The sequence below is a fragment of the uncultured Winogradskyella sp. genome, from assembly GCF_947495255.1.
GTDB lineage: Bacteria > Bacteroidota > Bacteroidia > Flavobacteriales > Flavobacteriaceae > Winogradskyella.
The window spans coordinates 135,815-162,147 of sequence record NZ_CANLYI010000002.1 but is presented as its reverse complement, the minus strand read 5'-3'; the positions used below and the strand labels follow the sequence as shown (position 1 = coordinate 162,147).

General features: G+C 32.2%; 22 protein-coding genes and 1 tRNA gene. 16 read left to right on the top strand and 7 right to left on the bottom strand.

What is annotated here, in order from left to right; all coding sequences use genetic code 11:
• Position 1: 1 nt before the first annotated feature.
• The 6 genes from Q0807_RS03420 to miaB all read right to left on the bottom strand — a co-directional run bounded on the left by Q0807_RS03420 (position 2) and on the right by miaB (position 5,337).
• On the bottom strand, positions 2–967 hold the full coding sequence (locus tag Q0807_RS03420) for a hypothetical protein (protein ID WP_299106398.1): 966 nt from the start codon (positions 965–967) through the stop codon (positions 2–4).
• A gap of 3 nt (positions 968–970) precedes the next feature.
• Complete coding sequence (locus tag Q0807_RS03415) at positions 971–1,474, bottom strand: LptE family protein (protein WP_299106396.1); 504 nt, start codon at positions 1,472–1,474, stop codon at positions 971–973.
• Positions 1,475–1,672 (bottom strand): hypothetical protein, encoded by a 198-nt coding sequence (locus tag Q0807_RS03410; protein ID WP_179008718.1) that lies wholly within the window; start codon positions 1,670–1,672, stop codon positions 1,475–1,477.
• Between the two features lie 98 nt (positions 1,673–1,770).
• On the bottom strand, positions 1,771–3,036 hold the full coding sequence (locus tag Q0807_RS03405) for a sigma-54-dependent Fis family transcriptional regulator (protein ID WP_299106390.1): 1,266 nt from the start codon (positions 3,034–3,036) through the stop codon (positions 1,771–1,773).
• The gene (locus tag Q0807_RS03400) at positions 3,036–3,890 is read right to left on the bottom strand and encodes a hypothetical protein (RefSeq protein WP_299106388.1); all 855 of its coding nucleotides are present in this window, start codon (positions 3,888–3,890) and stop codon (positions 3,036–3,038) included. Before Q0807_RS03400 ends, Q0807_RS03405 begins: the two co-directional genes overlap by 1 nt.
• Position 3,891: 1 nt before the next feature.
• A complete protein-coding gene (miaB, locus tag Q0807_RS03395; protein WP_299106386.1) occupies positions 3,892–5,337 on the bottom strand; it encodes a tRNA (N6-isopentenyl adenosine(37)-C2)-methylthiotransferase MiaB in 1,446 nt (481 codons plus the stop codon).
• Positions 5,338–5,555: 218 nt separating this feature from the next.
• On the opposite strand from miaB, the gene Q0807_RS03390 reads away from it, so the two are divergent.
• The 9 genes from Q0807_RS03390 to Q0807_RS03350 all read left to right on the top strand — a co-directional run bounded on the left by Q0807_RS03390 (position 5,556) and on the right by Q0807_RS03350 (position 16,700).
• On the top strand, positions 5,556–6,341 hold the full coding sequence (locus Q0807_RS03390; RefSeq protein ID WP_299106384.1) for a hypothetical protein: 786 nt from the start codon (positions 5,556–5,558) through the stop codon (positions 6,339–6,341).
• Positions 6,342–6,385: 44 nt separating this feature from the next.
• Positions 6,386–6,817: a hypothetical protein gene (locus Q0807_RS03385; RefSeq protein WP_299106382.1), complete on the top strand. Its 432-nt coding sequence runs from the start codon at positions 6,386–6,388 to the stop codon at positions 6,815–6,817.
• A 154-nt stretch (positions 6,818–6,971) separates the two neighbouring features.
• Positions 6,972–9,500: a type I DNA topoisomerase gene (topA, locus tag Q0807_RS03380; protein ID WP_299106380.1), complete on the top strand. Its 2,529-nt coding sequence runs from the start codon at positions 6,972–6,974 to the stop codon at positions 9,498–9,500.
• Positions 9,501–9,506: 6 nt separating this feature from the next.
• The gene (locus Q0807_RS03375; RefSeq protein ID WP_299106377.1) at positions 9,507–10,673 is read left to right on the top strand and encodes a formimidoylglutamase; all 1,167 of its coding nucleotides are present in this window, start codon (positions 9,507–9,509) and stop codon (positions 10,671–10,673) included.
• A gap of 159 nt (positions 10,674–10,832) precedes the next feature.
• A complete protein-coding gene (gldK, locus tag Q0807_RS03370) occupies positions 10,833–12,185 on the top strand; it encodes a gliding motility lipoprotein GldK (protein ID WP_299106375.1) in 1,353 nt (450 codons plus the stop codon).
• An 80-nt stretch (positions 12,186–12,265) separates the two neighbouring features.
• Positions 12,266–12,901: a gliding motility protein GldL gene (gene gldL / locus Q0807_RS03365; protein WP_299106373.1), complete on the top strand. Its 636-nt coding sequence runs from the start codon at positions 12,266–12,268 to the stop codon at positions 12,899–12,901.
• 52 nt (positions 12,902–12,953) lie between these two features.
• A complete protein-coding gene (gldM, locus tag Q0807_RS03360) occupies positions 12,954–14,525 on the top strand; it encodes a gliding motility protein GldM (RefSeq protein ID WP_299106371.1) in 1,572 nt (523 codons plus the stop codon).
• Positions 14,526–14,592: 67 nt separating this feature from the next.
• Positions 14,593–15,504 (top strand): gliding motility protein GldN, encoded by a 912-nt coding sequence (gene gldN, locus Q0807_RS03355; protein WP_299106369.1) that lies wholly within the window; start codon positions 14,593–14,595, stop codon positions 15,502–15,504.
• Between the two features lie 155 nt (positions 15,505–15,659).
• Positions 15,660–16,700: an FAD-binding oxidoreductase gene (locus Q0807_RS03350; protein ID WP_299106367.1), complete on the top strand. Its 1,041-nt coding sequence runs from the start codon at positions 15,660–15,662 to the stop codon at positions 16,698–16,700.
• A gap of 45 nt (positions 16,701–16,745) precedes the next feature.
• Here Q0807_RS03350 and Q0807_RS03345 read toward each other — a convergent pair whose 3' ends face one another.
• Positions 16,746–17,129 (bottom strand): DUF983 domain-containing protein, encoded by a 384-nt coding sequence (locus tag Q0807_RS03345; RefSeq protein ID WP_299106365.1) that lies wholly within the window; start codon positions 17,127–17,129, stop codon positions 16,746–16,748.
• A 113-nt stretch (positions 17,130–17,242) separates the two neighbouring features.
• Here Q0807_RS03345 and Q0807_RS03340 point away from each other — a divergent pair, with 113 nt between their 5' ends.
• The 7 genes from Q0807_RS03340 to Q0807_RS03310 all read left to right on the top strand — a co-directional run bounded on the left by Q0807_RS03340 (position 17,243) and on the right by Q0807_RS03310 (position 26,272).
• Positions 17,243–19,153 (top strand): ABC-F family ATP-binding cassette domain-containing protein, encoded by a 1,911-nt coding sequence (locus Q0807_RS03340; protein WP_299106363.1) that lies wholly within the window; start codon positions 17,243–17,245, stop codon positions 19,151–19,153.
• Positions 19,154–19,222: 69 nt separating this feature from the next.
• Positions 19,223–20,362, top strand: coding sequence for an HlyD family efflux transporter periplasmic adaptor subunit (locus Q0807_RS03335; protein WP_299106361.1), 1,140 nt, complete (start codon positions 19,223–19,225; stop codon positions 20,360–20,362).
• The gene (locus Q0807_RS03330) at positions 20,362–23,559 is read left to right on the top strand and encodes an efflux RND transporter permease subunit (protein ID WP_299106359.1); all 3,198 of its coding nucleotides are present in this window, start codon (positions 20,362–20,364) and stop codon (positions 23,557–23,559) included. Before Q0807_RS03335 ends, Q0807_RS03330 begins: the two co-directional genes overlap by 1 nt.
• Positions 23,549–24,868 carry a TolC family protein gene (locus tag Q0807_RS03325; RefSeq protein ID WP_299106357.1) on the top strand — a complete coding sequence of 440 codons (1,320 nt, stop codon included), beginning with the start codon at positions 23,549–23,551 and terminating at the stop codon, positions 24,866–24,868. The genes Q0807_RS03330 and Q0807_RS03325 overlap by 11 nt, the downstream gene beginning before the upstream one ends.
• A gap of 11 nt (positions 24,869–24,879) precedes the next feature.
• Complete coding sequence (locus tag Q0807_RS03320) at positions 24,880–25,062, top strand: CPXCG motif-containing cysteine-rich protein (protein ID WP_299106355.1); 183 nt, start codon at positions 24,880–24,882, stop codon at positions 25,060–25,062.
• Between the two features lie 130 nt (positions 25,063–25,192).
• Positions 25,193–26,032, top strand: a complete 840-nt coding sequence (locus Q0807_RS03315) for a Two component regulator three Y domain protein (protein ID WP_299106353.1) — start codon at positions 25,193–25,195, stop codon at positions 26,030–26,032.
• A gap of 167 nt (positions 26,033–26,199) precedes the next feature.
• Positions 26,200–26,272, top strand: a tRNA-Met gene (locus Q0807_RS03310).
• Positions 26,273–26,333 lie beyond the last annotated feature (61 nt).

Here is a 26,333-nt window from a genome sequence, read left to right as displayed (position 1 = left end):
TTTATATTGTATTATTATCTTTTAATTCTTTTACCAATTTTATTTGGTGTGCAAAGAAACTACTTTTTTCTGGATATTTCAAACTTAAAATTTTGTAAGATTGAATTGCTTTATCATAGTTTTTCTGCTCTAAATATATTCGTGCTAAAGTTTCAGTCATTAAACTGTCTGAATTAGCGTCATCATTATTAACTAATTTTGGTTTAGGAGCGTTGTCTTTAACTGGTTTTATCTTTGGGTTCTCGCTTATAAACTTATCAATGATTGCTAGTTTACTCTCTAAAGGCGTTGTGTTTTCGGCTTCTAAAGCTTTGTTTTCAGTTTTAGTGTCTTCTTCAATTTCTTTTACACTTATATCATCAACTTCATCGCGATTAATAGGTTTAAAACTTGTAATTTTTAACCATTCTGTGAACGAATGATTTTCAGATTTATCAAATTCTAACGGTTTTCCTATATTTAGTTGCTCTTCAATAGTAATGTTTTTTACATCTACAGCAATTATAGAATCTTCAATTTGCGGCGTTTTTGTATTTTCCTTTAGTTGAGGTATTGGTTTTGCTTCAAACAAATCTGGGTCTAAAACCCCTTCAGTAGCTTTAATATGTTCCTTTAACGCATCGTCTATTGTAACGCTTTTATTGATAGAAATGTCATCTAGTTCATTGATTTCTATCGCTTTAATGGATTCTGTATTTTGCTTAATTTGCTCAGATATTTCATTCTGATTAAATGCTTTAGAGGTAATGTATTCAAATAATACGCTACGGTCTGTGGTATGTGCAGCGGTTATTTTTAAAGCATTATTGTATTTGTAACTATCTGTTTGTTTTAATCCTTTGAGATATAAGGCCCTTAAAGGTTGAAAGTATGGGTATTCCTTAATTGCAGAAGAAAGCATATCGATTTGAGATGCTGTGATAGCTTCGGGTTTTTGTAATAAAAGTGTTAAATCGTGAAGCTGCATAGTTTACCAATCTGCTAATGATGCGTTAAGGATATCTTGTGTTAATCGCTCTAGTATTTCATCAAAGGCAGTGTCTTTAATACTACCTGACAGTTGTTCGCTTGCACCATAATCGTAAAAGAATGAAAAACGTTTTTCAAAATCTTTTTCTTCGTCTTTAGTATTAATATAACGCACATTTACACTTATGGTTAATCTGTTTTGTGCCGCAGTATTTTCTGCCGTGGCTGTCATTGGTGCAATTCTATACTCCGTTATTTCACCTTCATATATAACTTCGCCACCTGTGTTAACTAAATTAGCGCTTGTTTGGTTTGTTATTAAATCTTGAAGCGTAATTGTAAAAAGCTGATCTAAACCAGGCTCAATTATATCTGCAGTATTCTGAAAGAAATTTACCTGAAACGTTTCAGGTGTTTCTGTAATACCTGTAAATGAATAATTGACTTTACAGCCATAGCTTGCAAGGCAAATTACTAAAACAACAATGTACTTAAAGTTATTCATTTAATACGAATTAGGTTTTTTCATGGTTATAAAGGCATAAATATAGCCAGCATTATCAGCAACATCAAAATCTACATTGATAAGTCTGTAACCTTTGTAATGCTTTTCATTTATCATGTCTTCAGCTTCTTGTCTAATCGCTTCGGAGCTATTTCTAGTAAACGACTTACGAATCATAAATATTTCTACAGCTTTCATTCGTTAATTTCTATTTATTTTTAAAGGTCTCATGGAATCAACTAATACTACAAACTATAAAATGTATATTTTCTTATAGTTGATTTCATAAACTTATCTTAAAGATCAAACTGTTTAATTTTTCGGTATAACGTTCGTTCACTAATGCCCAATTCTGCCGCAGCTAATTTACGCTTTCCGCTATGACGTTCTAAAGATTTTTTAATCAATTCTAATTCCTTATCATGTAAAGATAGTGTTTCCTCTTCTTCAATTTCTTCTGCAAAATGATATTTGTCGTCAGTATCTGTGATGATGTCTTCGGTTTCTTCTGCATGAGCAGGAATTGATAAAACGCCTAAATCTTCTATTGAAGGTTCAAATTCCTCATCTTTTTCTTCACCGTAAATTTTTTGAATTAAATGCTCATTATCTTTTTTAACATCAGAAGCGCTTCCGGTTTTCATCAGTTCCATAGTTAGTTTCTTTAAATCATTAAGATCACTCTTCATATCAAATAAAACTTTGTATAAAATCTCGCGTTCACTGCTAAAATCACTTTCGGATTTTGTTCTATTTACTACGGCTGGTAAATTACTACCTGTACTTGGTAGGTAATTTTGAATTGTTAAACCATTTATAGTTCTATTTTGTTCTAAAACCGAAACTTGTTCAGCAACATTACGAAGCTGCCTAATATTACCATTCCAACGGTATTTTGTAAGTAGATTAACGGCATCATCTGTTAATTTAACAGTAGGCATTTTGTACTTTAATGCAAAATCACTGGCAAATTTTCTAAACAATAAATGAATATCTTCTTTACGTTCTCTAAGAGGAGGTAGGTTAATTTCTACTGTACTTAATCTATAATATAAATCTTCTCTGAATTTCTCTTTTTTAATAGCTTCAAACATATTGACGTTTGTAGCTGCTACTATCCTAACATTTGTTTGTTGAACCTTACTAGAACCTACTTTTATAAATTCGCCATTTTCTAAAACACGCAATAATCTCACTTGTGTTGTAAGTGGTAACTCACCAACTTCATCTAAAAAAATTGTTCCACCATCAGCAACCTCAAAATAACCAGATCGTGTAGATGTTGCACCTGTAAAAGCGCCTTTTTCGTGTCCGAATAACTCACTATCAATGGTGCCTTCTGGTATTGCACCACAGTTAACTGCGATATATTTACCGTGTTTTCTGTGTGATAGTTGATGTATTATTTTAGGAATACTCTCTTTACCAACACCACTTTCTCCTGTTACTAATACAGAAATATCAGTAGGTGCAACTTGTATCGCTTTTTCTATAGCACGGTTTAGTTTAGGGTCATTTCCTATAATGCCGAAGCGTTGTTTTATGGCTTGAATAGATTCCATTAGTAATAGATATAACTTAAAGTATTTGTTACTTCGTTAGTTGTTGTGTTTGTTATGGTTGCAGACATAGGATAATTATCATTATTGTATGTGTAATTATAAATACTGGTAACATTTTGGCTATTAGTTTTACTTATCACATTATTTGTTGACATATCAACAAGATTATTGTCATCCAAAAAATAGAGAGCTAATCGATAATTAGTCATGGATTCTGCTATTGGATTTGTTTTTTCATCGTAAACACGTGTACTATAATAATCAGCTTGAGAGCCATAATTTACTGTAGTATGACTTGAAATTATATTAAAGTTGTTATCGTATTCATAATCCACTAAATACCAAGTGGAATTAGAAGTATTGTCTAATGTTCTTTTTCTTTGTGATAAGTACTCTAAATTATTTGAGATAAAGGTTAATTCAACGTTAATGTCTTCGCTTTCAGTTGCAAAACTACCATCAATAGTGTAATTAACAAATGCTTCACTAATGTTTACTGGTGTATCTGTACTAGATCCTAAAGTTATATAGTCGTAATTTGAAATATTAGAATTAACATAGCTAAGATTAGAAAATACTTCTTCTGTGCCAGCCGTATGATAAGCACTAATTAGTGTATTGTCATTTGAATATTCAAATTTTGAAAGAATATTATTATATTCAGGTATGGCGTTGGTATCTGTGATAGAATCTAATTTACCGTTTGAATCGAAATAAAAATGACGTTCATAGTTTTCTCCAATATCTATTATTTCCTTTATAATTAGGGTGTTTGTTTGTTCTGTTTCTTGATTATCATTAGGGTTACAAGAAAAAATAAATAAAGCCAATAATAAATGTGGAAGATATTTCATATTAATTATGTTTAGAATAACTAACTGCTTCACCAATAAGTGTTGCGCTTGTGCAATCTGTGATAAGTACATTTACTAAATCACCAATTTTGTAATTTTCCTTTGGGAAAACAGCAACTGTATTGTCAGAGGTTCTGCCAGACCATTGCTCGTCTGATTTTTTAGAAGCCTTTTCAATTAAAACTTCTACTGTTTTATTAAGATGTTGACGTGTTTTAATTTCGCTATACTTACGCTCTAAAAGAATGATTTCGCTTAAACGACGCTTTTTTACAGCCTCTGGTACGTCATCTTCCATTTTACGACCAGCTAATGTTCCAGGTCTTTCAGAATAGGTAAACATATATCCAAAATTGTATTGAACATAGTTCATTAAGCTCAATGTGTCTTGGTGATCTTCTTCTGTTTCCGTAGGGAAACCAGCAATTAAATCCACACTAATTGAACATTCTGGTATAATACGTTTTATGTTATCAATAAGCTCAAAGTATTCTTCGCGTGTATGCAAACGATTCATTTCTTTTAAAATACGGTCGCTTCCACTTTGTACAGGTAAATGAATATGGTTACAAATATTATCATATTTCGCCATGGTTTCAATAACATCTAAAGTGAAATCTTGCGGATTAGATGTAGAAAAACGAATACGCATTTTAGGTTGTGCTTTAGCACATAGCTCTAAAAGATTAGCGAAATTTACAGCGGTTGCTTTTTGTAAATCAGAAGCGTTTTCAAAATCTTTCTTTAAACCGCCTCCATACCACAGGTAGCTATCTACATTTTGACCCAATAGCGTAATTTCTTTGAAGCCATTAGACCATAAATCATTTACTTCTTCAATAATACTTTGTGGATCTCTACTGCGTTCTCGTCCTCTTGTAAAAGGAACAACACAGAAGGTACACATATTATCACAGCCTCGAGTAATAGACACAAAAGCTGTAACACCATTTGTATTTAATCTTACTGGCGAAATATCACCATAAGTTTCTTCTTTAGATAATATAACGTTTATAGCATCTCTACCTTCATCAACTTCAGCAAGTAGATTAGGTAAATCTTTATATGCATCCGGACCAACAACTAAATCTACAATTTTTTCTTCTTCTAAAAATTTAGTTTTTAAGCGTTCTGCCATGCAACCTAAAACACCAACTTTCATTTTTGGGTTGATACGTTTTACAGCATTATATTGTTGTAAACGTTTTCTAACTGTTTGTTCCGCTTTATCTCTAATTGAGCATGTATTTACTAAAACAAGGTCTGCTTCTTCTAGTTTTTGAGTGGTGTTAAAACCTTGTTCGGAAAGAATTGAAGCTACAATTTCACTATCACTAAAATTCATAGCGCAGCCATAACTTTCAATGAATAATTTACGTTTGTTTCCTTCCTTATTATTTAAAATTAAGGTTTCTCCTTGTTTTTTTTCGTCTATAATTTTTTCCATCAGTTGTAGTGAATACTGCAAATTGCAATAAGCATGCAAAGATAATATTATTTTATCGATTCTGACAAAGTGGCAGTTATAAAATCGTTAATGTTTTTGATGGTAAATGGAATTGATACTAAAGAATTGATTAATTGAATTCTATTTAGAATAGTTTTTTTCTTGAATTATTGCAAAAAATAGATTTCTTTTGAAGTACTAACCAAATTAATTAAAAGATGAAAACCATTGAAATGAAACGTCGTATTGAAGATGCAAAAGCATTAGATTTTGGTACTATATTTAATCAATCTATAGAATTATTCAAAAAAGTTTGGGTACAAGGCTTAGTTGTTTTACTGCTAAATATGGTTTTGGCTATGCCATTTGTTATGATTATTTATATACCATTATTTTTATCTGGTTTTATGGATGTTTATACAAGTACTTATGATCCTTATAGTTCAGGACAACCACAAATTGGACCAATGTTTGGAGTCATGATGGGAGTTGTATATATAATTATGATTATAGCTATGAGTACAATAGGTCTTGGTCTTAAAGCTGCATTTTACAGAATTTGTAAGCTTAAAGATTTAGAGCAAATGGGGAGTGAAGATTACTTTTATTTCTTTAAGAAACCTTATTTAGGTAAAACTATAAAATTAGGCTTGGCATATAGTGGTATAATTTTAGGAGCTTTTTTGCTTTGTGGTTTACCTATTATATACGCATTTGTTCCGTTATCATTTGTTATTACTATTTATGCATTTAATCCAGATATGTCTAACTCAGATATTGTAAAAATGGCATTTGATTTAGGGAATAAGAAGTGGTTAATTTCTTTTGGGTTGCTTTTTGTTTCTGGACTTTTAGCAGGTATTGTTGGTTTTATGATGTGTTTTGTAGGTGTATATGTTACATCTTCGTTTAGCTATTTACCTCCTTATTTTATTTATAAAGACGTTATTGGTTTTGAAGATGAAGACGGAACGCCTCGGATTTCAGAGAATTCTAGATTTTAACGCAACCATTTAATGTGTTTTGCATCTAATTAATAAATAGTCTTATGAAATTAAGTAAACTCTTTATGTTTTCATTGATTTGCTTGTTGTTTTTAAATACGCAATGCGAAGATGAAAATACTTTTACCGAAATGTCATGTGGCTTAGAGATAGAAATTGATACTACTGCTTATGAAGATGCGGAGTCTCAAACAATTGATGAAGCTATTATCGATGGTGATTGTGTTATTATAACTATATTATCGAGTGGATGCGACAGTGCTAATTGGGTGATGACGTTAATCGATTCTGAAGCTGTTGCAGAATCATTGCCGCCTCAACGTTATTTAAAATTATCACTTTTTAATAACGAAGTTTGTTTAGCCTTTTTAAGTAAACAAGAATATTTTGATTTGACACCTTTAAGAGTAGAAGGTCTAAATGAAGTACTATTAAACATTGAAGGATTAGCAGAACCATTGCTCTATTCTTATTAATTATAAATTTTTATAAACTGTGAAAGCCTTACAAAACGTAAGGCTTTTTCTGTTTTTAGTAGTGGAAAAACTACGTTAAAATGCATGCTATTTACGACCAAATTAGGATTGTATCTTAATTTTCACATACATTTGTAAACGCAAAATTTTAAGAATGTCGAAGAATCTAGTTATTGTTGAGTCACCTGCAAAGGCTAAAACCATTGAAAAGTTTTTAGGAAAAGACTATAAAGTGGCGTCCAGTTTTGGACACATTGCAGATTTACCATCTAAGGAGTTAGGTGTTGATGTTGAAGGTGATTTTATGCCAAAGTATCAAGTATCAAAAGACAAGAAAGATGTTGTTAAAAAGCTGAAAGAATTAGCAAAGAAAGCAGACGTTGTTTGGCTAGCGAGTGATGAGGATCGAGAAGGAGAGGCAATTGCTTGGCATTTAGCTGAGACTTTAAAGTTAGATAAAGAAAAAACGAAGCGTATTGTTTTTCATGAGATTACAAAAACTGCGATAAAGAAAGCAATTGAGAATCCTAGAAGTATCGATTATAATTTAGTAGATGCACAACAAGCAAGACGTGTTTTAGACCGTATTGTAGGTTATGAGTTATCTCCTGTTTTATGGAGAAAAGTAAAAGGAGGATTATCTGCAGGACGTGTACAATCTGTTTCTGTGCGTTTAATAGTAGAACGTGAGCGCGATGTGCAGGCTTTTGAAGCTAAAGCATCTTATAGAGTAGATGCGGAATTTACTAATGAAAACGGAAATTCATTTAAAGCAAAATTACCAAAGAACTTTAACTCAGAAAAAGAAGCCTTAAAATTTCTTAACGATAATATAGGAGCAACTTACGAAGTTTCAGATTTACAAAAGAAACCAGCTAAGAAATCTCCAGCAGCACCATTTACGACATCAACGCTTCAACAAGAAGCATCCCGTAAATTAGGATTTTCTGTGAGTAGAACCATGACTAATGCACAACGTTTGTATGAGGCAGGTCTTATTACTTATATGAGAACAGATAGTGTAAACTTATCTGATGAAGCTAAAAAAGGAGCAGAAAGTGAAATCATTTCGGCTTATGGCTCAGAATTTAGTAATCCAAAAAATTATAAAGGAAAATCAAAAGGTGCACAAGAAGCTCACGAAGCGATAAGACCTACAGATTTTTCAAACCATACTGTAAACGCAGAACGTGATCAAGCAAGATTATACGATTTAATCTGGAAACGTGCTATTGCGTCTCAAATGAGTGATGCTAAATTAGAACGTACTAATCTAAAGATTCAGATTAATGCTAAAAATAAGATTAGCGAACAATTTACAGCAAATGGAGAAATCATCACTTTTGAAGGTTTTTTAAAAGTTTACTTAGAAGGAACAGATGATGAAGATGCAGAGCAAGAAGGTATTTTACCAGATTTAAAAGTTGGTGAAGCACTTCAAAATAAATATATCACAGCTACCGAACGTTTTACTAGACCACCTTCAAGATTTACAGAAGCGTCGTTGGTAAAACAATTAGAAGAGTTAGGTATTGGTCGTCCGTCTACTTATGCTCCAACAATTTCTACAATTCAGAATAGAAATTATGTTGAAAAAGGAACAAATGAAGGTGACGAAAGAAAATATAAGCAATTAGTTTTCGAAGGTCAAAAAATAAAAGATAATACGCTTTCCGAACAAACAGGTTCAAATAAAGGTAAACTAGTACCTACAGATATAGGTATGATAGTGACTGAGTTTTTAGTTAAGCATTTTGAAAGTATCTTAGATTACAATTTTACTGCGAAAGTAGAGGATAGGTTTGATGACATCGCTGAAGGAAAAGAAGATTGGCGAGAAATGATGAAGGATTTCTACAAAGGTTTTCACCCACAAGTTGAAGATGTACAAGAAAATGCAGAACGTGAATCTGGAGAACGTATTTTAGGTATAGATCCAAAAACAGGACGAACGGTCTTAGTTCGTTTAGGTAAATTTGGACCTCTAGTACAATTAGGTACACCAGACGATGAGGAAGAATCTCAATTTGCAAGTTTATCTCCAGACCAACAATTAGGTTCTATAACTTTTGAAGAAGCTATGGACTTGTTTAAGCTTCCAAAAGCTTTAGGTCATTATAAAGATGAAGAGGTTGAAGTTAATAATGGACGATTTGGACCTTATGTGAAGTTCGGTAAGAAATTTGTTTCATTACCAAAAGGTGTAGATCCTTTAAGTGTTGAGATGGATGAAGCTCTTATGTATATTAAGGAGAAAGAATTAGCAGATGCTCCTATATATATGTATAAAGATTTAGAAGTTACTAAAGGTAAAGGAAGATTTGGGCCATTTATAAAATGGAATAACATGTTTATCAATGTTAATAAAAAGTATGACTGGGATAATCTATCTGAAGAAGACATTGTAACATTGATTGAAGAGAAGATTCAAAAAGAAATAGATAAGGTCATCCATAATTGGGAAGATGAAGGTGTAAGAGTTGAGAAAGCAAGATGGGGAAGACACAATATTATAAAAGGTAAGCAAAAAGTAGAGTTAGCTAAAACAGTAGATGTTACTAAAATGACATTAGAAAAGGCTTTAGGTATTCTCGAGAAAAATGCACCTAAAAAGAAGGCTACTAAAAAGAAAGCCACAAAGAAAACGACAGCCAAAAAGAAAGCAACGACTAAAAAGAAGTAATATACTATGAATTTTAATTTTCTCACGCCTGTATCAGATGCGGTTTTGGCTCACAATGAACTAACAGCGCAACAATCACTAGGAAAAAAAATTAAGATTCATTCGCGCCAAAATGGGATTCCAGATTTAGAAGGTGTGAAAATGGCCATTATTGGCGTTAAGGAAAACCGAAACGATGTTAACTATATAGGGTCTCAAATTAATTTTGATACTATACGTAAAACACTCTACACGTTGTTTCCAGGTAACTGGCATACTACGCTTGCCGATTTGGGTGATATTGAGCCTGGAGAATCTGTTGAAGATACTTATTTTGCAATTAGAACAGCCATTGCTGTTTTGTATGAAAAGAAAATCATTCCTATCGTATTAGGAGGAAGTCAGGACTTGACTTATGCAAATTACCGTGCTTACGATGATTTGTTGCCTATGGTGAATATTGCTAGTGTGGATACTAATTTCGATTTAGGCGATGCAAGTTTGCCAATTAAGAATAATAGCTATGTTGGTAAAGTGATTGTAGAAGAACCTTACAATCTGTTTAACTACGCAACAATTGGATATCAAACTTATTTTAACTCTCAAGAGGAAATAGATCTCATAGAAAAGTTGTACTTTGAGGCCTATCGTTTGGGTGAGATTTCAGGAAACATTAATAAGGTAGAGCCTTTGCTGCGAGATGCACATATTGTATCTGTAGATTTAAAGGCTGTTAGAGCTTCGGAAGTAAGTGATAACCAAAAGTATTCTCCTAACGGTTTTTCAGGAAAAGAGATTTGTGCTATAAGCAGATATGCTGGTATAAGTAATAAGGTGTCATCATTTGGAATCTATGAATATCAAGGTTCAAAGAATGATAGTGCAACTTCAATGTTAGTAGCCCAGATGATTTGGTATTTTATTGAAGGTGTTAATTGTCGTGTTAACGATGATGAGTTTAATAACGAAAAGTATTACCAGAAATATAATGTATTGGTAGAAGACGATGAGTTAATCTTTTATAAAAGTTTAAAAACAGGTCGTTGGTGGATTGAAATTCCTTTTTTGCCAAATGTTAATAATAAATTAAAAAAGCATACGTTATTACCATGCATGCACTCCGATTATGTGCTTGCAACACAGGGTGAAATACCAGAGCGCTGGTTTAAGGCCTATAGGAAGAATAGCTTCTAAATTGTGCACTTTGTCGGATTTTTACGTTTTTTTAGTCGACGAAATGCTTATTTTAGGGATGAAATGCAAAAAAAATGCAAAAAAAGTTGTTTATTCGAAAATATATAAATATGTTTACGACCTCAAAAATAATAATGACTAATTTAACCTCGAGTTACTATGAATATTAAGAAGTTTATTTTACTAACCACAGTACTAGTTTTGGTAGCCAGTTGTAATTCTGGAGACCGTGGCCAATTGGTAGGAGTTAAAGGCAAAGCCTGGCACCCAGAAAAGCCCTACGGAATGACACTTGTTCCTGGTGGAGCTTTTATTATGGGAAAATCAGATGATGATTTAGCTGGTGTGCAAGATGCACCAACAAGAACAGCCACTGTTCGTGCATTTTATATGGATGAAACAGAAATTACAAATAGCGAGTACCGTCAATTTGTAGAATGGGTAAGAGATTCTATTTTAAGATTAAAATTAGCTGAGATGGCTGACTTAGAAGGAAAAACACCTGGTAGTGGAGATATTGGAGAGTTTGCTTATAAAGATGCAAACCCAGAAGATCTTAACGCTTACGAAAGCTACATGCAAAATACCTATGGTAATGAGCAAAGAAAGATTAATCATGATGCAGAATTAGTTCTAAACACAGATGATTATCCAGATGAATTGTATGCTGAGGTAATGGACGGTATGTATTTACCTATAGAAGAGTCTTATAATGGACAACGTACTTGGGATGTGAAACAATTTAAGTTTCAATATACATACATGGATATCCAAAAAGCGGCAAAAAACAGAGGTTTAAAAAGATCTGAAGTTATTGTACAACAAGAAGTAGAAGTGTATCCAGATACAACAGCTTGGATTAGAGATTTCGCATACTCTTATAATGAACCAATGCATAATGATTATTTCTGGCATGATGCTTATGGAGCATATCCAGTAGTAGGTGTGTCTTGGAAACAAGCACAAGCATTTTGTCAATGGAGAACATTATACCATAACGCAGATAGAAAGAAAAGAGGCGTACACGCTGTGAACTCTTATAGATTACCATCTGAAGCTGAGTGGGAATATGCTGCTCGTGGTGGATTACAAGGTGCTTCATATCCTTGGGGTGGACCTTACACTAAAAACGATAGAGGTTGTTTTATGGCTAACTTTAAGCCATTACGTGGAGATTATGCTGCTGATCAAGCTTTATATACTGTAGAGGCTGATGCTTATGATCCTAATGATTTCAACTTATATAACATGGCTGGTAACGTATCAGAATGGGTAAATGGTTCTTATGATCCTGCATCTTATGAATATGCATCATCAATCAATCCAAATGTAAATGATCCTAACAATGCACGTAAAGTTGTAAGAGGAGGTTCTTGGAAAGATGTTGCTTACTTCTTACAAGTAAGTTCTAGAGATTACGAATATGCAGATTCTGCAAGAAGTTATATTGGATTTAGAACAGTTCAAGATTATATGGGAACTGAAGTAACTAACAATACAGCTACAAATTAATTAAACTTAACTTAAACTTTATATTAATCCCTAATTGAGTCAAACAACCAAACTCAATTAAAAAACTAAAATTTAAAATCATGGCACAAAAGAAATTATCAACAATGAATATGGTCTACGGACTTGGAGCTGCAATTGTAATTATTGGAGCATTATTTAAAATCCAACACTGGCCTTATGGATCTCTTATCCTTACATTAGGAATGATTGTTGAAGCAATAGTATTTACAATCTCAGCTTTTGAAAAGCAAGGAGATGACTTAGATTGGTCATTAGTATATCCTGAATTAGCAGGAGGTCAGTCTTTAGGAGGTAAGAAGAAACAATTAGAAGAGCCTAAAGATGCTGAAGGTTTATTATCTAAAAAATTAGACAACTTATTAAAAGATGCTAAAATTGATGGTGCGCTTATGGCAAGCTTAGGTGATAGTATTAAAAACTTTGAAGGTGCAGCAAAAGGAATCTCTCCGACAGTAGATTCTATGGCAGCTCAAAAGAAATACAGTGAAGAAATGTCATTGGCAGCCGCACAAATGGAGTCTTTAAATAGTCTTTATAAAGTACAGGTTGATAGTGCAAACAGACAAGCGGCAATTAACGAAGAAGCAGTAGAAAATGCTACTAAATTAAAAGAGCAAATGCAATCTTTAGCATCTAATCTTTCATCTTTAAATGGTGTATATGGTGGTATGTTAACTGCAATGAATAAAAACTAATTGGTTTTATAATCGATTTAATTAATTAATTCAAAATTAAAACTAGTTAGAAATGGCAGGAGGAAAACAGTCCGCAAGGCAAAAAATGATTAACCTAATGTATTTGGTATTCATTGCAATGATTGCAATGACCATGTCAAAAGAAGTATTATCTGCATTTGGTTTAATGAACACTAAGTTTGATAGCGCTAACGAATTAGCTGCAACTTCAAACGAAGGAATACTTTCTCAATTAGAGAAAAAAGCTGAAGAGAAGCCGCAAGAATTTGCTGTAGTAGCAAGTAAAGCACAACAAATCAGTAAAATATCTGATGAATTTTATAAGTTTATTGAAACTGTTAAAGAGGAAGATATTGTAAAAAAAGGAGGATACGTTAGAGAAGAAAATGGTGAGTTACCTTATGAAGAAATGGATAAAGGCGATAAGCTTGATGAACTTTGGTTTACAGGTGATCGATATACTAAAAGAGGAGATGCAATTGTAGCAGCAATCGAAAAGTATAAAGCTGATATCAAGAAAATTGTTGGTGACGACGTAAAATGGTCTAAAGTAATTGAGAGTTTTGAAAAGCGTTTTAGCTTAGATCCAATTACAGATAGTGAAGGAGCAAAAAAGAACTGGTTAGATTACCATTTCCAAGGTTTCCCGGCTATTGCATCTTACACAAAGTTAACTGCAATGCAAAATGATGTTAAAGCAACAGAAACTAATATGTACAATGGTTTCTTAGGAAACTTAGTTACTGAAGCAGTATCATTAAAAAACTATAAAGCAATTATCTTAGCTGATAAATCTGCATTCTTTGCAGGAGAGAAGTTTCAAGGTAGAGTAGTATTAGGTAAATATGCTAATGTTACACCTACTAAGCTAAACGTTCAAGGTCAAGAAATTGATCTAACAAACGCTATTGATTCTACTGGAGCTGCAAAGTTAGACTTTAATGTAGGTAATGTTGGTGAGCACCAAGTTGAAGGTAAATTTACATTTATTGAAGACGGTAAGCCTTTAGATATTCCTATTATTGGTAACTATGTTGTTGTGCCAAGACCTAATTCTGCTACAATTTCTGCAGATAAGATGAACGTAGTTTATCGTGGTGTTGCTAACCCAATGACAATTTCTTTTGCAGGTGTACCTGATAATAAAGTGAGAGCTACTGGTGCTGGTCTTAAGCCAGCAGGTAAAGGAAAGTATGTTATGAATCCTGGTTCTGGTAGAGAAGTTACTATTAATGTTTCTGCTACTTTAGACGATGGTTCTTCAGCAAATGATAAAAAGACGTTTAGAATTAAAGATATTCCTAAGCCTACAGGTACAATTTCTGGTAAGGACGGTATTGTTAAATTACCAAAACGTAATTTAGAAATTGGTACTGTTGGTGCTAAGTTGGATGATTTTGTATTCGATTTACCAATTAACGTAACATCATTTAAAATTAAAGTTCCTGGTCAACCTACAGTTTTAGTTTCTGGTACAAAGATGAATAGTCAAGCAAAATCAGCAATTAAGAGAGCTAAAAAAGGTGATGTGGTTACAATTTTTGGTATCACTGCTAAAATACAAGGAAATAGTAGTTATAGATTAAAAGGTGTTTCTCCAATAGCTGTTGAAGTAACAAACTAATCGATAATTAATTATGATAGCAAACGTTATCATTTAAAGAAAATCCCAAATTATAATAAAAAATAAGATGAATTTAAAAAGCTTTTTATGTATAGGAATAGGAGTTTTAGCTGCAAACACAATGTTCGCTCAGGCTAATATCCTAAATGCGAAAATACCAGAAGAGATTGGTATGAAAACTGAAGCGCAGTTACTTCTAGATAACGATAAGCCTTTAGAATATGGATATGTTGGTGATAGAGATATCTTATTTTCTAAAATGACTTGGGAAAAGATTGTCTTAGACGAACGTGCTAATTTCCCTTTATATTTTCCTATTGAAGATAACTTAGGGGATGATAGAAAATCATTATTTAAAGTTTTGATGTCTAATATTCAAGATGGAACGATTCCAAAGGTGTATGCTGATGCATATTTTACAGAGGAGCGTACCATGGAAGACTTAGCGCCTTCTTTAAAAACTGAGTTTATTACTGATGAAGGTATTGAGTGGATGAATGCTGAAGGAGTTTCAGATACATCTCAAGTGCCAGAAGAATATGTAATTCGTCGTGAGATAGGAGCAGCTGATATTAATTCTTATTTAGTAAAAGGATTATGGTATTTTGACAAACGTCAAGGTGAATTAAAGTATCGTATTTTAGCAATCGCACCTGCTGCACCAGATGTTAACTTTATTGATTCTGATGATGAAGCTAATAAAGAACCTATCGGATTATTTTGGGTATTTTTTCCAGAAGTAAGAGATATTCTTCATGAAGCTAAAGCATTCAATAATAAGAATAGTGCAGTACCACTTTCATTCGATCATTTATTGAATAGTAGACGTTTTAGTTCTGTTATCTATAAAGAAGAAAATGTTTATGGTGATAGAGAAGTAAAAGAATATGTTGCTGAAAATGCATTAATGCAACTTTTAGAATCTGAGCGTATCAAAGACAAAATTAGAAATTTTGAACAAGATATGTGGAGCTACTAATTGGCTACAACATAATTTATAAAAACGCTCACTTTTAAGTGAGCGTTTTTTTTATTCCTAAAACTAAAAAATAGCGAGTAGTGAAGGTGATTTTAACTTCATAATGTATAACTAAAGAAACGGTTTATCAATTATACTTTTTTACTTTTGTTATTATGAAAGAAGTTGATTATATCATAGTAGGTTGTGGATTAGCAAGTATTGCTTTTTGCGAGGAATTACGAGCTAATAACAAGAGTTTTGTGGTGTTTGATAATAACTCACAGAAGTCATCATTAGTAGCGGCAGGTTTATATAATCCTGTTATTTTAAAACGTTTCTCTGCAGTATGGAAAGCTAAAGAGCAATTGGATATAGCATTACCACATTATGCTAAAATTGAAAAAGAACTTAACATCAAAGTTGATTATAAACTTAAAATTCAGAGGCGTTTTGCTTCAATAGAAGAGCAAAATTTGTGGTTTAATGCCATGGATAAACCAAATATAGAATCCTTTCTTTCTGATAAATTGATTAAAAATTCTAATGATTGTATAGAAGCTTCTTTTGGTTTTGGTGAAGTTTTAGGAGCTGGCAGAATTGATACAGAAACACTAATATCTAACTATAAAAAGTTTTTGAAAGGGAATAATAGCTTGTTTGAAGTTGACTTTATTTATGACCAATTAGAGAATAACGAGAAGGGAATTACATACGAAAACTTACGTGCTAAGCACATTGTGTTTGCAGAAGGTTTTGGGGTGAAACAAAATCCATTCTTTAAAGAAGTCCCAATAAATGGAACAAAAGGTGAAGTACTAACCGTAAAAGCACCAAACTTAAAGATTGACTTTGCTATAAAATCTTCCGTGTTTGTTATTCCACTTGGTGATGACTTATATATTGTAGGTTCAACTTACAATTGGAAGGACAAGACTAAAGTTACTACAGAAGAAGGTAAAAACGAATTACTTTCAAAATTAAAGACCTTTATTAATTGTGATGTAGAAGTTGTAGATCATGTTGCAGCTGTTAGACCTACAGTTGTAGACAGGCGACCAGTTGTTGGCACACATTCAGAATTTAAGAATATACATATCCTTAATGGTTTGGGCTCAAGAGGTGTAATGATTGCCCCTTATGCGGCTAAAAAACTCTTTAGGTTAATTGAAAACAATGAATTCTTAGATAATGAAATTGATGTACAAAGGTTTTAATAAAGCCTAGTTGTTAATTCTATAATTGTTAATTATGATAAGTGCTTACTTTTTTACTAGCGTCTTATCATAACTCATAAAAATATTAATCCAAATATTACGAGAGAGCCTCATAATTACTGGGAAAAAACAAATTAAGGTTGCTACAATGGCTATAAATGCAGTCGTTAAAGTAGATTCTAAAATATTATAGCTAATAATAAAAGCAGCTACAGCAAAAGCAATACCAACCGCATAACTTACATACATAGATCCGTAGAAAAATGAAGGTTCTATCTGGTATTTTGTATTACAATGAGAACACTTTTCGTGCATTTTTACAGTCTCAGAAAGTACATAAGGGTTTTTATTAACGTACATAGATTCTTGGTGACATTTTGGGCATACGCCAAAAAGAATACTATAAAGTTTCATTCCTTTTCTAATCATAACTAAAAACCTTTACTTTTGCGTTTTTTAAGACAATGCAAAGATAAAATTTTATAGTTAACGCATTGTAACAATTGTGACTCAAAAAATCAATTGTATTATTCAAATCACTTATGTTAAATATCCATAATCTTTCTATATCATTTCAAGGAGAATATCTTTTTGAAGAAATTACTTTTAAACTTGGTCCTGGTGATCGTATAGGTTTAATTGGTAAAAACGGAGCAGGTAAATCTACTATGCTTCGGATCTTATCTAAAGAGCAAGAAGCTGATACAGGTCAAATTGCTGCTGATAAGGATATGAAAATTGGGTTTTTAAAACAAGATATTGATTTCGATTTAGGAAAAACGGTTTTAGAAGAGTCGTATCAGGCATTTAAGGAAATTAAAAAATGTGAAGCACAACTTGAAGAAATAAATATCCAATTAGCAGAGCGTACAGATTACGAAAGTGAAGCCTATCATCAGTTAATGGTAGATTTGAATGATATTCAGCATCAATACGAAATATTAGGAGGTTATAATTATCAAGGTGAAACGGAGAAGATTCTTCAGGGTTTAGGTTTTAAGCGTGAAGATTTTGATAAGCTTACCGATACGTTTTCTGGTGGTTGGCGAATGCGAATTGAATTAGCAAAGCTTTTACTTCAAAATAACGATTTATTACTTTTAGATGAGCCAACAAACCACTTAGATATTGAATCTATTATTTGGTTAGAGAATTTCTTAAAAGGTTATAATGGAGCAGTTGTTATTGTGTCTCACGATAAGATGTTTTTAGATAATGTAACCAATAGAACTATTGAAATATCATTAGGTAGAATCTATGATTACAGTAAGCCATATACGCAATTTTTAGCTTTGCGAAAGGAAATGAAGATTCAGCAATTAGCTGCTCAAAAAAATCAGGAGAAGCAAATTCAACAAACTGAAAAATTAATTGAAAAATTTAGAGCTAAAGCTTCTAAAGCTACAATGGCTCAATCGCTAATTAAAAAATTAGATAAGATTGATAGAATTGAAGTAGATGAAGATGATAATAGTGTAATGTCTTTAAATTTTCCGGTATCTGTAACGCCAGGGAAAGTTGTGGTAGAAATTGAGGACGTTTCAAAAAGCTACGGAGATTTACAAGTGTTGCATAATGTAAATTTATCTGTGCCAAGAGAGATTAAAACGGCTTTTGTTGGGCAGAATGGTCAAGGGAAATCAACTTTAGCCAAAATTATAGTTGGAGAACTAGAGCATGAGGGAAAACTAAATTTAGGACATAATGTTCAAATTGGTTATTTCGCTCAAAACCAAGCAGAGTATTTAGATGGTAACAAAACCGTTTTAGATACAATGATTGATGCGGCTAATGAAACTAATAGAAGTAAGGTTAGAGATATTTTAGGGTCATTTTTATTTAGAGGTGAGGAAGCTGAGAAGTATGTTAGAGTACTTTCTGGTGGTGAACGAAACCGTTTGGCTTTAGCAAAGTTGTTATTGCAACCGCTAAATGTTTTGATAATGGATGAGCCAACTAATCACTTAGATATAAAGTCTAAGAATGTTCTAAAAGAAGCATTAAAGAAATTTGAGGGGACTTTAATTTTAGTTTCTCACGATAGAGATTTTCTTCAAGGATTAACAGATACGGTGTACGAATTTAAGGATCAAAACATTAAGGAGTATTTAGGGGATATTGATTTTTATTTGGATCAACGTAATCTTGAAAATTTAAGAGAAGCTGAAAAAAGAACTGTTATTGCTAACAAACCTAAAGAAAACAATAAACAGAGTTACGAAGATCAAAAGAAATTAAAGTCTTTAAATAATAAACTTAGCAATATTGAATCTAAAATTAATCAATTAGAAAAAGATATAAAAGCAGATGATGTTAAGCTGGCAACAGACTATGATAAAACAGCATCTGACCCTAAGTTTTTTGATGCTTATCAAGCAAAGAAAAAATCTTTAGAAAAATTAATGACAGATTGGGAGTCTGTACAATTTGATTTAGATGAGATTTCAAGCTAATAATTAAGTTTTTTTTAACGTCTTAGCTTTAGTATATGGGTAAATTTGCAATTTACCGACCATATCATTATGTTAAGAAAAATCATATTATCTATTTTAGGCGTCGCATTTATTGTAGGCGCTTTTATTTTTGCTAATTATTTAATTGATAATAAGCACAAACCGAAACCCGTTGTACCTAAAGTGGTAAAAACTGTTCTCGTTGATACAGTTAAAAACGGAATAATACCAGTTGTTATTTCTGCAAATGGAAATTTAACTTCTAAGCAACGTGTAGAATTGTACTCTGAGGTACAAGGAATCTTCAAAACGGGTTCTAAATTATTTAAACCAGGCCAAAAATTTAATAAAGGTGAAACACTAATACGTTTAGATGCTTCAGAATATTATGCAAGTGTGCAATCTGCAAAAAGTAGCTTGTACAATAGTATTGCCGCTATTATGCCAGATTTACGATTAGATTTTTCTGAAGTATACCCTAAATGGCAAGCGTATTTAAATGGGTTTGATATTAATAAAAGCACACCTAAACTTCCAGAGATTTCAGGAGAGAAAGAGAACTATTTTATTACTGGTCGTGGCATCGTTAGTGCATATTACAACGTAAAAAACTTAGAACAGCGATTAACTAAATATAGAATTACAGCACCATTTTCGGGTATCTTAACAGAAGCACTAGTAACAGAAGGAACTTTAGTTAGAAACGGTCAAAAACTAGGAGAGTTCATTAACCCATCTGTTTATGAGATGGAAGTAGCAATTAGTAAATCTTTTGCTGATATTTTAAGAGAAGGGGAAAGTGTAAGTCTCATAAGTTTAGATAAAACTAAGGTTTATGAAGGCGTGGTTTCTCGTATTAATGGAAGTATTGACCCAACAACACAAACAATTACGGTTTACATAGAAGTAAAACATCGAGATTTAAAAGAAGGCATGTACCTTGAAGCTAATTTAAATGCTGAAAAAATTGAAAATGCAATTGAAATTGACAGAAACTTATTGTTAGATAGTCAAGAGATATATGTAATTAATGATAGTTTGTTAGATGTAATTTCTGTTAAACCGGCTCATTTTTCAAATGAAAAAGTGATTTTGAAAGAAGTGCCAAATGGAACAATTATATTAAGAAAACCAGTTCCTGGTGCCTATGCTGGTATGCATGTTAAAAGTGTAAATCGTAACAATTCAACAACAGATTCTATTCAATAATGAGAAAAATAATTGAATATTTTATCAGGTATCACGTAGCAGTAAATGTTTTTATTCTTGCATTTTTTGTGTTTGGTATTATTGGAGCTTTATCCTTAAAGTCGTCATTCTTTCCGCTCACAGAATCAAAAATCATTAATGTTTCCATAGCATACCCTGGAGCATCACCTCAAGAGATAGAAGAAGGAATTGTGCTTCAGATTGAAGATAATTTAAAAGGACTTAAAGGTGTAGATAGAGTAACATCCACATCTCGAGAAAATAGTGGGTCAATTACAGTAGAAATTGAGAAAGGTGAGAGTTTAGATTTTATGCTTCTCGAAGTTAAGAATGCTGTAGATCGAGTGCCGTCTTTTCCAACAGGAATGGAGCCTTTAGTGGTTTCTAAACAAGAAGCTGTTAGAGAAACGATTTCTTTTGCATTAAGCGGAAAAGGTATTCCACTAGTGACCTTGAAACAGATAGCACGACAAGTAGAGACTGACTTGCGTGCTATTGATGGAATATCTCAAATTGAAATTTCAGGTTTTCCTGAGGAAGAAATTGAAATTGCAGTCAATGAATTAGATTTATTAGCCTATAATTTAACTTTTAGTGATGTTGCGACAGCAGTAAGTAGTGCTAATATATTAGTTACAGGAGGAAATGTAAAGACTGTTGCAGAAGAATATTTAATTAGAGCCAATAACAAGCAATATTACGGTAAAGAGCTATTAAATATAATTGTAAGAGCAACACCAGACGGAAAGGTAATAAGACTTAAAGATGTTGCAATTGTTAGAGATCGCTTTTCTGAAACGCCTAATGCAACTTATTTTAATCAAGATTTAGCTGTAAACATATCTATTACAAGTACCAATAATGAAGATTTAGTTTCATCTGCAGATAAGGTAAATGATTACATTGAAGAATACAATCAGAAGTATGAAAATGTGAGATTAGATGTAGTGAATGATAGGTCAATTACACTTAAGCAGCGTACGCAATTATTGACAGAAAATGCCATTGTAGGGATGATTTTGGTGTTGCTATTTCTATCTGTATTTTTAAATACGCGTTTAGCGTTGTGGGTTGCTTTTGGTTTGCCAATTTCATTTTTAGGGATGTTCATTTTTGCAGCTCAGTTTGATGTAACTATAAATGTCTTATCCTTGTTTGGGATGATTATTGTTATTGGGATATTAGTCGATGACGGAATTGTAATTGCAGAAAATATTTACCAACATTACGAAAAAGGTAAAAAGCCTATTCAAGCTGCAATAGATGGAACTATGGAAGTAATTCCTCCTGTGGTTTCAGCAATTATTACAACGCTTTTAGCCTTTTCATTGTTCTTCTTTTTAGATAGTAGAATAGGTGAATTCTTTAGTGAAGTAGCGGTTATTGTAATACTTACATTAGTGGTATCTTTGGTAGAAGCTCTAATTATTTTACCAGCCCATTTAGCACATTCTAAGGCGTTAAGATCTCAAGTTGTAGATGAGAATCCATCTAAAATAAAGAAGTTTTTCTCATTTATGAGAGTCATTAATACAGGAGGAGATCGCTTAATGGCTTTTTTAAGAGATCGTGTTTATACACCTATTTTAAATCGTGTATTGAAATATAAAATCTTCTCTTTAGGTGTATTTGTTGCCTTGTTAGTATTAACATTTGGTTCACTTGGAGGTGGAGTGATTGGGGTTACTATGTTTCCGAGAGTAGCTAGCGATGCTGCAAACATAGAATTAGTAATGCCAGCAGGTACCAATGTAAAAATTACGGATTCTATTATTTCATTGATTGAAGAAAAATCTTTTATTGTAAATAAAGAACTTACTGAAAAGTATCTGAAAGGTACTGGTAAGCAATTGTTTGAGAATACGATAGTAGAAATTAGTAGTAGTTCTAGCGCAAGATTAAGAATTAATTTGTTACCAGGTGAAGAGCGCCCAGATGAAATAAAATCAGATTTAATTACAAACCGCTTAGAAGAATTAGTAGGACCTGTAATTGGTACCGAGCGATTAATCTATGGTTCTGGTGGTAACTTTGGAGGAAGTCCTGTTTCAGTATCTTTATTAAGTAATAATATTGAAGAGTTAAAAGCTTCAAAATTAGAGCTTAAAAAATATTTAGAATCTAATCCTTTATTAAAAGATATTGGAGATAATGATCCAGCAGGTATTAAAGAAATAAGTATAGAACTTAAAGAAAGTGCTTATTTACTAGGTCTAGATTTAAGAACTGTTATGACGCAAGTTCGTTCAGGATTTTTTGGAGCTCAAGCACAACGTTTTCAACGTGGACAAGATGAAATTAAAGTTTGGGTGCGTTACGATAAAAATAATAGAAGTTCTATTAATGATTTGGATGCTATGCGTATTATTACACCAACAGGTGAGCGCGTAACATTAAAGGATATTGCAAGTTATAGTATTGCTCGAGGTGATGTTGCTATAAATCACCTTGAAGGTAAACGAGAAATACAGGTTTATGCGGATTTAAAAGACCCAAGTACAAGTGCAACAGATATAATGGATGATATTAAAACTGTTTTTATACCACAGTTGCAATCTAAGCACCCAACAATAAATGCTTCTTATGAAGGGCAAAATCGAGAAAAAGATAAATTAGTTGGTTCTTTAGGTGTCGCAGGTCCAATTATTTTGATTTTGATTTATATTACTATTGCATTTACATTTAGAAGTTACTCACAACCCTTCTTACTAATTTTATTAATTCCATTCAGTTTAACAGCTGTAGCTTGGGGACATTGGTTACTAGATTTTCAAGTGAATATTTTATCTCTTTTAGGAATCATTGCCTTAATAGGAATTATGGTGAATGATGGATTGGTTTTAATAGGGAAATTTAATAGTAATTTAAAGGATGGGATGACTTTTGATTTGGCATTGTCTGAAGCCGGAAAGTCTCGTTTTAGAGCTATTTTCTTAACATCATTAACAACAATAGCAGGTTTAGCGCCTTTATTATTAGAGAAAAGTAGACAAGCTCAATTTTTAAAACCAATGGCAATTTCAATCTCATTTGGTATTGCTTATGCTACCGTCTTAACATTGCTAGTTTTGCCGTTATTCTTATCATTTAGTAACACAATAAAGAAAAACAGTAAATGGTTAATAACAGGAAATGATGTTACAAAAGAGGAAGTTGAACGTGCAATTAAAGAGCAAAATGAAGCCGATGATCACTAAAATAAAACTATTAACTGTGGTGCTTTTTTGTGGTTTTAGCCTGCAGGCACAAGAAGTTTTAACTAAAGAACAAGCAGTAGCTTTAGCTTTAGAAAACAACTATGGTATTAAAATTGCTAATAATGCAGTGACCATTGCAGAGAACAAAACTAGTATCCTTAATTCTGAATTTTTACCAACAATAACAGCAAATGCGGGTGCAAATTATAATTTAGATAATACGGAAGCCGAATTTTCGGACGGAAGACCAGATGCCGTTTTAAATGGAGCAGAGAGTTCTAACTATAATGCTAGTGTAAGTTTAAATTATACACTTTTTGATGGTTTAGGAAGACGTTATAATTACAAACGATTAAAAGAGCAGTATAAGTTATCAGAATTAGAGGCTAGAGCAACTATCGAATCAACAATTCTACAATTATTCTCAGTTTATTATAACGTAGCTCAACTTTCAGATAATTTAAATGCCCTAGAACAGACTTTAGATAATACCAAAGATCGATTGATAAGAGCTCAATATCAATTTGAATATGGTCAGAGTACTAAGTTGGCTGTTTTGAACGCTGAAGTTGATATTAACACGGATAGTATCAATATAATAAACACAAAACAAGATTTAAAAATAGCAAAACGTGATTTAAAATTAGTGTTAGGAGAATCTTTCACTATTGATTTTGGTGTTGAGACAGATGTTGATTTTACGCTTCAATTTCAAAAAGATATTTTATTTGAAAAAGCAAAATCTCGTAACATAGCGTTATTACAAGTCGAAAAAAATATCTCAATTAGTAAGCTAGATATTAATTCTGGTAAATCAGCTTATTTGCCTACAATTGGTTTATCTGGTTCGTATGGTTGGAACAAAAACAATAACAATGCAGTGGCATTATTAGCTGTTTCTACCAATACAGGATTGTCTGCGGGTTTAAGTTTAAGCTGGAATTTGTTTGATGGTGGCTCAACGATAACTACAGTAAGAAATGCTAAAATTAGTCTTGAAACACAACAGCTTCAAAAAGAAAGTATTTTACTCAATATAGAGCGTGATTTTAATAATGCTTGGGATAATTATAAGAACAAATTAGAGATATATAATATTCAAGAAAAAAATATTATTACTGCTCAAAATAATTTTGAACGCACCCAAGAAAAATTTAAAATAGGGCAAGTTAATTCTATAGAATTTAGACAAGCACAGGTTAATTTGTTAAATGCAGAGTTAAGTCGGAATCAGACTAAGTTTTCAGCGAAATTATCTGAGTTAGAAGTACTTCAAATAAGTGGAGAATTATTGAATGTTCAATTTTAATTTATAACTAAATGCACGAGTATTTCTTTCAATGTCCATATTGTTGGGAGCAGATTTCAATGTTAGTTGATGCGTCTCAAAAACATCAAAAATATATTGAAGATTGTGAAATATGTTGTAACCCAATTCAAGTATCAATAGTAGCTGAGAATCAAGATGTTGTTAGTTTTTATGCTGAAAACATTGAACAATAGTAATAGTTAATTAATTAAACATCAAGGTTTTATACTTTTCAGTGTGTAGTTCGTCGAAAAATGTTGCAGTTAAAGGTCTTATTTGCTATATTTGTATTGTTATTGTGTCCCTCCACAAAAATCTACTACCATGAAGACACTAAAAATAACGCTACTATTCTGTTTGGTTTCAGTATTTTCGTTTGCACAGGTTTCTCAAAACCAAAAAGCTGCACTCGTAGATTTATATAACGCTACTAATGGTGATTCTTGGATTAATTCTTGGGATTTAGAACAGCCAGTTTCTTCGTGGTATGGATTAACCATAGAAAACGATAGTGTTGTTGCTATAAAGATGACTTTTAATGGCTTAGTTGGTACACTTCCAGAATCAATTTCGGATTTAAATAATTTAGTAGTTTTAGATTTAGCTTTTAATAGGTTAGAAGGTGAGTTACCAAATACTTTAGTAGATATGGTGAGTCTAGAAGAATTAAAATTATTTTCAAATAGTTTTAGTGGAGGAATTCCTACTGATATCGGAAATTTGGTGAATCTCAAAACTTTAGAGTTATATAATAATGATTTATTTGGGGCAATACCTTCTTCAATAGGTAATCTTAAGAAGTTAGAAAGTTTAATGCTAAGCAGTAATTTATTAATGGGAACTCTGCCAGCAAGTATTTCAAATTTAAAATCTTTAAAAGTATTAAGTGTTTTTGATAATAATTTGTTCGGAACAATTCCGTCTTCAATAGCTCAGTTAACAGAACTTGAAGAATTAGTTTTGTCTAATAATGCATTTTACGGAAATTTACCAGGAGTGTTAGCAGAGTTAAAAGGATTAAAAACTTTATTATTAAGTAATAATCAGTTTAAAGGAAACTATGCTGTATTAAAAGAAGCATTGCCTAATATCGTTGATTTTGACTTAGATGAAGTAAATTTAAAAGGGTCGTTAGCAACTTTAGATGTCGAAGATGAAGATTAAATTACACGACTATAAATAGAAGTAAAATAACGTTCAAAAAAAAGTGCGTTATTTTTTTATATAGTCTTTCGTATTTATAAAAAAGTATTATATTTGCACTCCGAAACAATTAGGTCGCCATTATGAAGCGATAGTTAAAAGCTAAGTTAACTGTTTTGATTTAAAATCGCGGGATAGAGCAGTAGGTAGCTCGTCGGGCTCATAACCCGAAGGTCACTGGTTCGAGTCCAGTTCCCGCTACTAAATAAGAGAAGCCTTTCAAGAAATTGAAAGGCTTTTTTGATTTCATAAATGGACTAAA